At 43.0% G+C, this 13,042-nt stretch carries 11 protein-coding genes; all 11 read right to left on the bottom strand.

What is annotated here, in order from left to right; genetic code table 11:
- Positions 1 to 46 precede the first annotated feature (46 nt).
- The 11 genes from tsf to DWY07_RS00220 all read right to left on the bottom strand — a co-directional run bounded on the left by tsf (position 47) and on the right by DWY07_RS00220 (position 13,039).
- Positions 47 to 1,117, bottom strand: coding sequence for a translation elongation factor Ts (gene tsf, locus DWY07_RS00170; RefSeq protein WP_021944418.1), 1,071 nt, complete (start codon positions 1,115 to 1,117; stop codon positions 47 to 49).
- A gap of 41 nt (positions 1,118 to 1,158) precedes the next feature.
- Positions 1,159 to 1,896, bottom strand: coding sequence for a 30S ribosomal protein S2 (rpsB, locus tag DWY07_RS00175; protein ID WP_021944417.1), 738 nt, complete (start codon positions 1,894 to 1,896; stop codon positions 1,159 to 1,161).
- A gap of 295 nt (positions 1,897 to 2,191) precedes the next feature.
- Positions 2,192 to 2,734, bottom strand: a complete 543-nt coding sequence (locus tag DWY07_RS00180; RefSeq protein WP_117821892.1) for a hypothetical protein — start codon at positions 2,732 to 2,734, stop codon at positions 2,192 to 2,194.
- Positions 2,735 to 2,770: 36 nt separating this feature from the next.
- On the bottom strand, positions 2,771 to 3,883 hold the full coding sequence (locus tag DWY07_RS00185) for a hypothetical protein (protein WP_117785415.1): 1,113 nt from the start codon (positions 3,881 to 3,883) through the stop codon (positions 2,771 to 2,773).
- Between the two features lie 24 nt (positions 3,884 to 3,907).
- Positions 3,908 to 4,672: a GTP-sensing pleiotropic transcriptional regulator CodY gene (gene codY / locus DWY07_RS00190; RefSeq protein WP_021944414.1), complete on the bottom strand. Its 765-nt coding sequence runs from the start codon at positions 4,670 to 4,672 to the stop codon at positions 3,908 to 3,910.
- A 176-nt stretch (positions 4,673 to 4,848) separates the two neighbouring features.
- Entirely contained in the window at positions 4,849 to 6,930 is a 2,082-nt protein-coding gene (gene topA / locus DWY07_RS00195) for a type I DNA topoisomerase (RefSeq protein ID WP_117822308.1), read from the bottom strand.
- A 113-nt stretch (positions 6,931 to 7,043) separates the two neighbouring features.
- On the bottom strand, positions 7,044 to 8,144 hold the full coding sequence (gene dprA, locus DWY07_RS00200; RefSeq protein ID WP_117785416.1) for a DNA-processing protein DprA: 1,101 nt from the start codon (positions 8,142 to 8,144) through the stop codon (positions 7,044 to 7,046).
- A complete protein-coding gene (locus tag DWY07_RS00205; RefSeq protein ID WP_117821893.1) occupies positions 8,134 to 9,717 on the bottom strand; it encodes a YifB family Mg chelatase-like AAA ATPase in 1,584 nt (527 codons plus the stop codon). Before DWY07_RS00205 ends, dprA begins: the two co-directional genes overlap by 11 nt.
- A 151-nt stretch (positions 9,718 to 9,868) precedes the next feature.
- On the bottom strand, positions 9,869 to 10,831 hold the full coding sequence (locus tag DWY07_RS00210) for a GTP-binding protein (protein ID WP_021944410.1): 963 nt from the start codon (positions 10,829 to 10,831) through the stop codon (positions 9,869 to 9,871).
- 9 nt (positions 10,832 to 10,840) lie between these two features.
- Entirely contained in the window at positions 10,841 to 12,010 is a 1,170-nt protein-coding gene (locus DWY07_RS00215; protein ID WP_117821894.1) for a GTP-binding protein, read from the bottom strand.
- 93 nt (positions 12,011 to 12,103) lie between these two features.
- Complete coding sequence (locus DWY07_RS00220; RefSeq protein ID WP_117821895.1) at positions 12,104 to 13,039, bottom strand: mechanosensitive ion channel family protein; 936 nt, start codon at positions 13,037 to 13,039, stop codon at positions 12,104 to 12,106.
- Positions 13,040 to 13,042 lie beyond the last annotated feature (3 nt).

Below are 13,042 nucleotides of genomic sequence, written 5' to 3' on the forward strand. Positions count from 1 at the left end.
TGTTTTCAAGGGCTTGAAATACTTTATTATCATTCAACAAATAAAATTATACATTCATCTGCTTAGCAACTTCTGCTGCGAAGTCTTCATTCTTCTTCTCCATACCTTCACCAACTTCGAAACGAACGAACTTAGCGATCTTAAGAGCAGGATTTACAGACTTCAGGTATGCTGCAACTGTCTGCTTGCCATCTTCAGCCTTAACATATACCTGATCAAGAAGACAGATTTCCTTCATCTGCTTGGAGATACGTCCTTCAACAAGTCCTGAGAAGATCTTGTTGCCTGAGATCTCTTCCTTATCAGCACAAGCGATCTCTGCTAACTGAGCCTTAGCTTCCTTTGAAAGGAAGTTAGGTAAGAAGTTCATATTTGACTTCTTCTCTTCGTAGATAGCTACATCTTCTGCGCTCCATACACTGGCTACAGCCTTCTCGATCAACTTGGAAAGAACCGGCTTTGGAAGTGAGAACGGATCATTTAATGCACTGTCAATTGTGATCTCTTTCATCTTAGCAAGCTCATCTGCTGAAATCTCGTCTCTTGAGATGTACTGTGGGTTCATAGCTGCGATCTGCATTGCAATGTTTGTAAGTGCTTCCTTAGCTGCATCATCTGAAGCACCGTTACCGGCTACAAGAACACCGATTCTTCCGCCACCATGGATATAAGAAGCAACAACATCTGCTGTAACCTTCTCAAATCTTCTGATGGAGATTTTCTCACCAATCTTGAGAATCTTATCATCAAGATCAGCCTTCATATCAAGGATTGAAACAACGTCTTCGCCATCTCCAGCCTTTTCTGTATCTACTGTAAGTGCCTTATCTGCAACTGCCTGTACAAATTCCTGGAAAATTGCATTCTTTGCAACGAAGTCTGTCTCTGAGTTAACTTCAACAACTACTGCTGTATTACCATCAATTGCAACCTTAGCGATACCTTCTGCTGCAATTCTTGCTGCTTTCTTCTCAGCCTTAGCTGCACCACTCTTTTTGAGTACTTCCACAGCGGCATCCATATCGCCGTTTGTCTCTGTAAGTGCTTTCTTACAATCCATCATACCAGCACCTGTGAGTTCTCTTAACTCTTTTACCATGCTTGCTGTAATAGCCATCGTAATAACCTCCAAAATTCTAGTATTTATATTCTAAAATATTACTCTTCTACTGCTGCATCCTCATCTGCAACTTCTTCAGCATCTGTTGCATCAGCACCCTGCTGAGCTTCGATAACTGCATCTGCCATCTTTGAAACAATAAGCTTTACAGCTCTGATAGCATCATCGTTACCAGGAATAACATAATCTAATTCTTCCGGATCACAGTTCGTATCAGCAATACCTACAAGCTTGATTCCAAGTGAATGAGCTTCCTGGATACAGATTCTTTCCTTCTTAGGATCTACAACGAAGATCATGTCAGGAATTTCCTTCATTTCCTTGATACCGCCAAGGTTCTTCTGAAGCTTCTCCATCTCCTTCTTGATCTGGATAACTTCCTTCTTAGGAAGAACATCAAATGTTCCGTCAGCTTCCATAGCTTCGTACTTCTTAAGAGTAGCGATTCTTGTCTGGATTGTGCTGAAGTTTGTAAGCATACCACCTAACCATCTCTCGTTTACATAGTACATACCGCAACGCTCTGCTTCACTCTTGATTGAGTCCTGAGCCTGCTTCTTTGTACCAACGAAAAGAATCTTTCCACCATTTGCTACGCAGTCACCGATTGCATTGTAAGCATCGTCAACCATTCCTACTGACTTCTGAAGGTCGATGATGTAGATACCATTACGCTCTGTGTAGATGTATGGCTTCATCTTAGGGTTCCATCTTCTTGTCTGGTGTCCGAAATGTACACCTGCTTCTAATAACTGTTTCATTGAAATAACGCTCATTTTTTCTACCTCCATGGTTATATTCTTCTGCTGATCTCTCTTTCACCGAGTCACCCGAGCTATAGGCACCACTTCAGGAATCAACCAGCATGTATATTATTTTTATGAGCCTGCTATATACAAGCCCACACACGAAATTGATAATAACACAAAAAGAAAGTGCATGCAAGCACTTTCTTTTTATAATCTCATGTCACTTAACAGTTCCATGTCTTTTTCGCATTATGCTGGTATGTGCGAGCACATTCCAGCGCAATGCTCATTATCTCATATTTTGTTTTAATTCATGCTATAACTATCGTCCATCTCTCATAATGGTGATCATCTCATCGTAGGTTTCATCACCCTTGAATGTGAAAGTTCCACACATCAGTTTCATGGAATTACCGGAGCTTACAAGGTAATCATAGAAATCCTGTACACTGTCTACCATTCCGATATCATATAATGCCTGAGAGATTGCCTCTGCATACATACCCGGCTTGATCGTAATCGAACCACCCTTTTTCTTTTCTTCTGTAGTTGTCTCTGTCGTAGCCTCCGTAGTTGTCTCTGTCGTAGCCTCCGTAGTTGCTTCTGTCGTCGCCTCTGTTGTAGCTTCTGTCGTCACTTCCGTCGTTGCCTTAGCTGCATCCTCTTTTGTCGTTTCCGTTGCAGTCTCTGTCGTTTTCGCTGATTCAGTAGTTTCTTCTGATGCAACAACTTCTACCGCATCTCCTTTTGACGGATCATTCTTCTTTGTATCTGCAAAGCTTCCGGACTTAATTCCAACCATCATAACGAGCGCACCAATGATAAGTCCAAAGCCTAATCCTCTGAAAAAATATTTTTTCTTCATACTGCCGTTTCTCCTATCGTATAAAACAATTTCAATTTACTGCTTCTGATTCTCAATATTTTTAATGATCACCTTGGTTTCACCAACACCGATTCCAAGCTGGTTCGCGATCTCCATAATTCCAAATCCCTGCTTGTAAAGCTCTGCCACTTCTTCATCGATATTTTTCTCATCATCCCAGATTTCTTCCGGTGCAGGAGCTTCTTTCTTTGCCTCCTGTGCACGATTCTGATTTCTGTTTGTTCTGTTCTTCTTGCGATTCTTCTTTCTGGAACGGTTGCCTCCCGCCGGCTGTTCTGTCTTCTGTACAGGCTCAGTACCGGTTGCTTCTGCGACTGTTGTTTCTTCTGTAATTTCGGTTGCTTCTGACTCAACAGCAGGCTCTTCTGCTTTCTTAAAGGCAACAACATTGGATTTTTCTTCTGCCGCTTCTTTCTCGGCTTCCTCAGCAACAGCTTCTTCTGCAACAGCTTCCTCTACTTCTTCCTTTGGTTCCTCCGCATCATCTTCTGCCGTGTTCTCTTCAACATCCTGTTCCGGTACAGTTTCGGTTATATCACCATTTGCAACTGCATCACCGGAAATAACTGTCTCCGTCTCACTTGCCTCTAATGCTCCGAGAGAATTCTCATCCGGCTCTTCTTCGATTTCTTCTGTCTGCTCATTTTCTTTGGGAGCTTCTTCTGTCTGCTTCTCTTCCGAAACAGCTTCTTCAGCCTGTTGTTCTTTTTCTTTTGCGATCTCTTCTTCGGTTTCCTTTACTTCCATTTCAAGAAGTTCTTCATAAGTAACCGCTTCCGGTTTTTTCTCTGCATCCGGATTATATTCTTCATAGGCTTCTGCAAGGCTCTGATTGATATAATCGATCATCTCCTTCTTTGCCTTTTCAGACAACTTGGATGCCCATTTTTCAATCTGTTCCTTCAGTTCCTTTTCTGTCTTCTTGCGGACATCTTCGCTGTATTCATCTAACGATGTCTTGCTCTGCTCAAGAAGAGAATCACATAATTCCGTAATCTTTCGTTTTAATTCTTCTGAGCTTTCATTATATATCTCATCTTCCTCTTTAAAATCATGACTATCCAGAATAAAAAAGCTTACACCTACAACTGCTACGCCAACTAATAATGTTATGATTGGTAATATCATTTCTTTACTCTCCTTTGCAAAATTTTATACGGCTTTTAATTCGTCAAATACAACATCATTCAGAACCTTAATATAAGTTCCCTTCATGCCTGAGGATCTTGCTTCTATAACACCCGCACTCTCAAACTTTCGAAGTGCATTCACGATTACGGAACGGGTAATTCCGACCCGGTCTGCAACCTTACTTGCAACAAGGATTCCCTCATTTCCATCCAGTTCCGAAAAAATGTGCTTGATCGCCTGTAATTCTGAAAATGATAAAGTACTGATTGCCGAACGCACGATTGCGATCTTACGATCTTCTTCTGCATTTTCTTCATTTAAAGCCCGCATCATCTCAAGTCCTACAACCGTCGTTCCGTATTCCCCGAGAATAATATCATCAATATCATACTGTGCATCCAGCTTATACAGAAATAACGTTCCAAGCCGTTCTCCTGCTATATCAATTGGAAGTAGAAGTCCCTGATATTTCTCTATGTTATCACTGTCAAATCCGAGCGTAGTCAGATTTACATTTTCCTTTGTTGACAATACAAGGAGAAGTCTCTCATTCAGCATACTGTCGATCAGCAGACCGACCTTATCCTCGATCAGTTCATGGATCTCAGGTATATCTTCACGGTTCTTAATTCCCAGAACCTTACCTTTTTTACTGATAACCAGTACATTTGATTTTAAAATATCACTCAAAACATCACAAATATCATTAAAAACAACCTTATGCGAGTTGTTATTGTGCAATAATTTGTTGATTTTTCGTGTTTTATCTAATAATTGAACACTCATTTCTGTTCCTCCGTATGTAAAATACAAAAAAGTTGTTTTTGCATAAAAAATCTACACTATTTGACATTCTATCACAATGGTCATGAGATAACAATAGCCTTTCCTGTCAAACGAGAGATTTAATATTTAAAAACAACTTTTTTTATATGGCAGGCCGGACAACTTCATCCGATCACTTATGCCTGTTTTTCCTTTTCGGTATTATCTCTGGAATATCCACAGTTTTCTGCTGAACAAAGTAACTTATTACCCTTTTCAACCATATAACTGCCACATACCGGACATTTTTCCCTTGATGGTTTCGCCCATGACATAAAATCACATTCAGGAGCATTGATACATCCATAGTATCTTCTGCCCTTTCTGGTCTTCTTTATTACTATGTCACCTCCACACTTTGGACAAGGAACTCCTGTCTTTTCAAAGAACGGCTTCGTAAATTTACAGTCAGGGAAGCCCGGACATGCAAGGAATTTACCGTGTGGACCATACTTTACGACCATATTGCGTCCGCACTCGTCACACACCTCATCCGTTACTTCATCCTCAATCTTAATGGACTGCAACTCACTCTCGGCTTTCTTAACCGCCGCATCGAGATCTGGATAGAAGTTTCTTACTACAACTTTCCATTCGATAGCACCCTCACCGATCTTATCGAGAAGGGACTCCAGATTCGCTGTAAAATTCACGTCGATAATAACCGGAAATGCCTGTTCCATAATCTGATTCACGGCTTCTCCCAGTTCTGTTACGTATAATTTCTTATTCTCTTTTGTGATATAACGACGATTCAATATTGTTGAGATCGTCGGTGCATAAGTACTTGGTCTTCCAATGCCAAGCTCCTCTAAGGTTCTTACCAGAAGTGCTTCTGTATATCTTGCCGGCGGCTGTGTAAAATGCTGCTTCTCGTCAAAATCTTCTAATTTTAACAGATCCCCTTCATTCAGATCCTTAATTCCCGCAATATGCTCACTCTTCTCGTTGTCCACATTATAAACCGTTGTAAATCCTGCAAATGCAATCTTTGATACTGAGGTCTGGAACCGATAGCCTGCTACTTCTGCCTTTACGGTCTTAATGCTGTATACTGCCTCTGCCATCTGGCTTGCAAGGAAGCGGTTATAGATCAGCTGATACAGACGGAACTGTTCTCTGCTTAACTGATCCTTGATAGCTGCCGGTGACAGTGTGATATCCGTCGGACGGATTGCTTCATGCGCGTCCTGGATCTTCTTACCCGGTTTGTCTGCCCGAGGTATTCCCGCTGTATAATCTTCTCCAAAATTCTTTATGATATAATCCTTAGCTGCTGCTGCCGCTTCATCCGATATTCTGGTAGAATCCGTTCTCAGATAAGAGATCAGACCGATGGAACCTCTGCCCTTGATCTCCACACCTTCATATAACTGTTGTGCGATACGCATCGTTTTGGATGTCGCAAAGTTCAGCTTGGAGGAAGCTTCCTGCTGCAACGTACTGGTTGTAAATGGAAGTGGCGCTTTCTTATGACGCTCACTGTCCTTGATCGATGCGATCTGAAAAGACTGCTTTCCGATTGTTTCTATGATATGATCCAGTTCCGCTCTGGAAGATATTTCTTCCTTATCGCTCCCATTTCCCATGTATTTGAATTCAATGCTTTTCTTGGCCTTTTCCGGTGCCAGCATAGCAGAAAGTGTCCAGTATTCCTTTGGAATAAATTCATTGATCTCTTTTTCTCTGTCACAGATCAGCTTTAATGCTACAGACTGTACACGTCCGGCACTTAAACCTCTCTTAATCTTTGCCCAGAGAAGCGGACTGATCTTATAACCAACCAGTCTGTCCAATACACGTCTCGCTTGCTGTGCATCCACAAGTGCCATATCGATATCGCGTGCCTGCTTAATTGAATTCTTTACTGCATTTTTCGTAATTTCATTGAAGGTAATTCGCTTGTACTTCTTATCATCCAGTTTCAGTGCTTTTGATAAATGATAGGAGATTGCTTCTCCCTCACGGTCGGGGTCAGTTGCGAGGTACACTTTGTCAGCTTTCTTTACTTCTTTTCGAAGCTGTGCAAGTATATCTCCTTTTCCTCTGATCGTTATATATTTCGGTTCAAAATCATTATCAACATCAATGCCCATCTGGCTTTTAGGCAGATCACGCACATGACCATTCGACGCAATCACTTCATAATTACTGCCCAAAAACTTTTTAATCGTCTTGGCTTTCGCCGGAGACTCTACAATAACAAGATATTTAGCCATGTACTCTTTCCTTTCCTGTTCGTTTAAACGACACAAACTATACACCATTTTTTCCTGCCATGCAAGTGAATATTTTATTACAATTTTCTGAAAAAATGCCCCGGATTCTGTTTTCATCCCTGTGTAACAGCAAAATAATACCGTACCGGCTGCCGAATTATTCCTTTTCTTTCCATATCAAATAACGCTGTCAGGATTCTTGCAGGAGGCTGATCCACGCGGGCACAGATTTCCTCTATATGCAGCACTTCCCGCCCCATACAGGCACATATCTTCTGTTCCAGAGCGGTAAGCCGGCTGTCCTCGCGAAATTCTGCTTTCCCTGCTGCAAGGATCCTCCGTTCAAGTTTTAAATCCTCCACAATATCCTCAGGATCCGTCACAAGCATAGCCCCCTGCCGGATCAGATGATTGCAGCCCTCACTGTTTCTGTCTCCAATCCGTCCCGGAACTGCATACACCTCACGCCCCTGTTCCAGCGCCTGATCGGCGGTGATCAGAGATCCGCTTTTCTTCTGTGCTTCTACAACCAGCACCCCTTTTGCAAGTCCACTGATGATCCGGTTCCTAAGTGGAAATCTCCATGCCGCAGGCTCTATATCCAACCCATATTCTGACAGGATCACACCCTGATGCCCAATCCGTTCAAACAAATTGTAATTTTCCTTCGGATAACAGATATTGATCCCACAACCTAGTACTGCAACTGTAAATCCATTTTCTACATTGATTGCCGCACGCTGGGCGGCGCCGTCGATTCCTGCTGCAAGTCCGCTGATAATACCAGTCCGATATCCTGCAAGCACAGAAGCAAACTGCTCCGCCATCTCTTTCCCATATGCGGAGGCCTTTCTTGCACCTACGATCGCTATACCGGTTCTGTCTGTTTTAAGCGTCTCCACACACCCCTTTGCATACAGCAGAAACGGACAATCCGGAATTTCCCGCAGGACTTCCGGGAAATAAGGATGTCCTGGATATATATATGTAATATTCCGCTCCTTTAGTCTGTTTTTATAGACGATTATTTTCTTTTCATCCCGTGTGCACAGGATCCGTTCACTCTGTTTTTCTGTCAACGTTTCCCGAAGCACATGTTCTGGAACATTCCACAGTTCTTCAGGTCCTCCAAAATAATCAAGGATCCTGCCAAGTGCTGCATTCCCCATATCCGATATCATCCCCAGCCACAGCCTTATAAGATCATACTCCATATCTGTCCCCCCCTTTCATTCCTTTGTACTGCATATTTCCCTCTGCCTCTTCTGTAAGATTCTGATACCGGAAAAACAATGCCTCTTTTAAATGTTCCTCATGGATCCCGATACTTCCTGCCAGATCAGCGATCGTCCTTGCGATCTTAAGTACCCGGTTATAGCCTCTGGCAGAAAGTTCTGTATGTTCAAACGCTTCCCGCACCAGCTCCTGCTCTGCCCTTCCCAGGGAAATATATTGCTTTGTTCTCTTTCCATCCAGTTGGGAATTAAAATTTATCGACTCTGAACGGTAACGCTCCTTCTGTATGTTCTGCGCCGCAAGCACCCTTTCCCGGATCTCAGCCGAAGTTTCTGCCCGTTTATCCTCTAACAGGTCAGAACAGTCAATCCTGCGGACATTTACGTTGATATCAATACGATCGAGTAGCGGTCTGCTAAGCCTTGCATTGTATTGTCGGATCTGCCTACAGGTACAGGTACATTTATTCAGATCCGGATACATGCCGCAGGGACAGGGATTTCGTGCCGCAACCAGCATAAATCCTGCCGGATATATATATTTACCCTGGATCCTTGCGATCGTTACTTCCCGATCTTCTAACGGCTGCCGCATTACTTCAAGAACATTTCTGCCAAATTCCGGAAGCTCATCCAGAAACAACACCCCATTATGACTGAGACTGATCTCTCCCGGCTTCGGTATTGCTCCGCCACCGGTCAGAGCAATGGCAGATACGGTATGATGCGGTGCCCGGAACGGACGCTTTGTTATCATCGCCTGTCCTTTTTTCAGCAGACCTGCCACACTGTATATCTTGGTAATATCAATACTCTCCTCAAATGTCAGACGTGGAAGGATCGTTGGCAGGCATTTTGCAATCATGGACTTTCCTGAACCTGCTGCTCCTGTCATCAGAATATTGTGCATTCCGGCTGCTGCGATCTCCATTCCGCGCTTCAATATTTCCTGCCCTTTAATATCTGCAAAATCTCCCAGTTCCCCCATATCCCCCTGGTCGAGCAGATCCTCCACATCTACAAATGCAGGCTCGATCACCGCTTTTTCATTCAGATAAGATTCCGCTTCTGACAACGTCCGGAGCGGGATCACTTCTATATTTTGGATCAGTGCCGCCTCCTCTGCATTTTCCGCCGGAACAAGACAGCGTGTGATTCCTTGTTTTACTGCATGATGAACAACCGGGAGTATTCCTGATACAGCATTGATCCTGCCATCCAGCCCCAGTTCACCCATAATCAAGGTATTTTCTATTTTATCGTTTGGAATAAGCCCCATAGATACCATAATTCCTATGGCAATGGGAAGATCGTAGGCAGTTCCTTCCTTCCGGATATCTGCCGGTGATAAATTGATCGTGATCTTTTTCGGTGGTATCTGAAATCCAGAGTTTTTGAGCGCTGTTCTCACCCGCTCTCCGGCTTCCTTTACGCATGCAGACAAAAAGCCTACCATATGAAACATTGGCAGTCCGTCATTGATATCTGTTTCCACCTGAATCAGAAGTCCCTCTACTCCAAGGACTCCTCCACTTGTTACTTTACTGTACATCTGTATCTGCTCCTTTCGACATTTCTGCCGTCTCTCCATGGAGCATGCCTGAACAGAATCAGCGAAAACAAAAAGCTGCCACCTGGCAGCTTTTTATACGCCTGCATTTATACTACCTGTATCCATACAAAAAGTCAAATGCATTTTTATATTAACTGAAGTATACAACCTCTTCTTCCGGCGGACCGGTCAGCACAACCTTCTCTGCATAGAGAACCGGACCATCTCCCTCAAAATCAGGATAATATTCTTTCTTGATAGTTGCTGTTACATCTACCCACTGTCTGTCAATCAGATTCTTAGAGCCATCGTAATAGCATTTGAAGCCTACAAATGTAATATCCTCTACACAGCAGGTCATCGCAAAACGTCCCGGTACAAATGCATTCTTACCATACTGTTTCGGCTTGAATACCATGCCACGGAAATGAATCTTCTTACCGACATAACGATCCGGCTGATCGGAGGCATCCACATACCAGATACCGAAATCCTCATCGTTCAGCTCGATCACGTCAGCCTTTACATCGTATGGCAGATCTTCTTCGTCATTCTCATCCGGTGCAATCGAACCATCCTTCATCTCAAAGATGATCTGTGCCCGTCGGTTGACTGCTTTGATTCCTCTGCGCCATTCTGCGCGCTTGGACTTCTCATCACAACGGTTAAATACAACCATATCCGCACTGTTAACCTGATCCATCATTGTTGCTTTCATATTCTGCTGATATACATCATATGTCTCAGCATTTACAAAGGATAATACCTGGACAACGGTCCATCCCTTCGGCACACGGATATCAAAGATCTTGTCCAGCTTCCACATACCATTGTATTCGATCATAACCTGCTCCGGCTGATATTTGTCCTGCAGATCTAACAGATGCTCTGTGTTCAACTGATCTTCTTCTATGAATTCCAGAAAAATATTTTTCTTTTTCAGGTCTTTCTCATCGTACTCTTCTTCACCGTCTTCGCATACAAGAAGCAGTGTCTTGGCGCCTCCGGTGAATTCCCGGTCTAATAATGTCTCCTTCACAAATGTAGTTTTACCACTGTCAAGGAAGCCCATAAATACATAAACCGGAATCTCTGTTTCCTGTTGTCTTGCCATCATTTTCTCCTATACCTCAAACAGCTCTGCAAGCTTGTCTTCTGCCAGTTTGCTTCCGATCACACATAACTTACCTGTGATATCCGGATTTCCCTTACGGATCTCATACTCACCCGGTACAAGATCAAAGTATAACCAGTCTGTACCATCACTTGGAACGATACCCTTTGCACGAAGGATAATACCATATTCCTCTGTGTTAGCAAGCTCATCCAGAGTCTCTTTTAACTTATCTTCATTAAACTTATGTGGAGTTTCCTTACCCCAGCTTGTAAATACCTCATCTGCATGGTGGTGATGGTGATGATCGTGATCATGACAGCCACAACTACATTCGTCATCATGGTCATGATGATGATGTTCATGATCGTGATCATGACAGCCACATTCGTCGTCATGGTCGTGATGATGATGTTCATGATCGTGGTCATGATCGCCACAGCCACATTCATCGTCATGGTCGTGATGATGATGTTCATGATCGTGGTCATGATCGCCACAGCCACATTCATCGTCATGGCCGTGATGAAGGTGGTGATGCTCATGCTCATCTTCATCCTCAAATAAAGCGTCCTTAACGGTTTTATGATTCTGCATAGCTTCTTTGATCTTAGAACCGTCAATATCATCCCATGGAGTCGTGATGATCGTAGCATCTGCATTGTGCTCACGGATCATGGCAACTGCCTTTTCGATCTTATCCTGGGAAGCTGTCTGTGTTCTGCTCAGTACGATCGTATTTGCACTTTCGATCTGATTATTGAAGAATTCACCAAAGTTCTTCATGTAAATCTTGCATTTGGATACATCTGCAACTGTTGTATAGCTGTCAAGCTGTACTTCAACTTCTTCTGCAACATCCTTTACAGCCTTGATAACATCTGAAAGCTTACCAACACCGGATGGCTCGATGATGATTCTGTCCGGTGCATATTCTGTAATAACCTTCTTTAAAGCCGTACCAAAATCTCCAACTAAGGAGCAGCAGATACAACCGGAATTCATCTCAGTGATCTGTACACCGGCATCCTTTAAGAATCCGCCATCAATACCGATCTCGCCAAATTCATTCTCAATCAGCACAAGCTTCTCGCCCTTAAAACCTTCTTCGATCAGCTTCTTGATCAGAGTTGTTTTTCCGGCACCTAAGAAACCGGAAATAATATCAATCTTTGTCATTTCTAAATCACTCCTAATCTATTAAATGTACGGATAATTGTGTGATAGTAAACTCATCACACAATTATCTAGTTTTCATATCACAACCGATTATTATACTCGATTATCTGTTTTTTTGCAAGAATCGAGGTTGACATCCAGTTTATTGTATGGGATAACGATTCCATTTTCATCAAATGCTTTCTTGATATTCCATCTTGCCGACCAGAGTGCATCCCAGTACTGGTCGATCTTCGCATAGAACCGAACACTGACCACAATGCTACTATCTGCGAATTCATCAATGAAGAAATCCACGACTTCATCCTCCAGATATCCCGGAACTGTCTTTACCGCATCCAGTACCACACGCTTTACCTTATCCAGATCTTCATCGTAACCGACACCGAGCTTGATCTCTGCCCGCCTCTTATCATGTAAAGTAACATTCACCAGTGATGTATTCGATATGCTTCCATTTGGTATGACTACGGAACGATTATCGATCGTCTTAAGCTTTGTATAGAATATATCGATCGATACAACCTCGCCTTCACATTTGGTATTATTCTCGATAATATAGTCACCTACATGAAATGGTTTCAATATCAGGATCAGCACACCACCGGCAAGATTGGACAGGCTGCCCTGCAACGCAAGACCGATCGTCACACCCGCCGTTCCAAGCAATGTGACAAATGAAGTAACCTGAAAACCGACAATGGATGCCGCTGTTATCAATATTATAAAATTCATCAGAATACGGATGGCAGACAGTAAAAATCCTACGACACTGACATCCATATTGGAACGGTCAAAGGTTCTCTTTATCAGCTTGATGATCCATTTCACAACCCGAAATCCGATCACCATAAAGATAACCGCCACTACCAGGCTTCCAACCTTTGACATGCACCAATCCAGCAGATCTGTCATATACTGTCTGAGCAATCCAGCTTTTTGTTCAGCATCCTGTACGATCTCCGATGCCGTTTCTGATGCTGACTCTGTAGTATCTGCCAGCCTCTCCGTCAATGCTATACCTATCACTTA

The organism is Clostridium sp. AF23-6LB, from assembly GCF_003461085.1.
Taxonomy (GTDB): domain Bacteria; phylum Bacillota; class Clostridia; order Lachnospirales; family Lachnospiraceae; genus Coprococcus; species Coprococcus ammoniilyticus.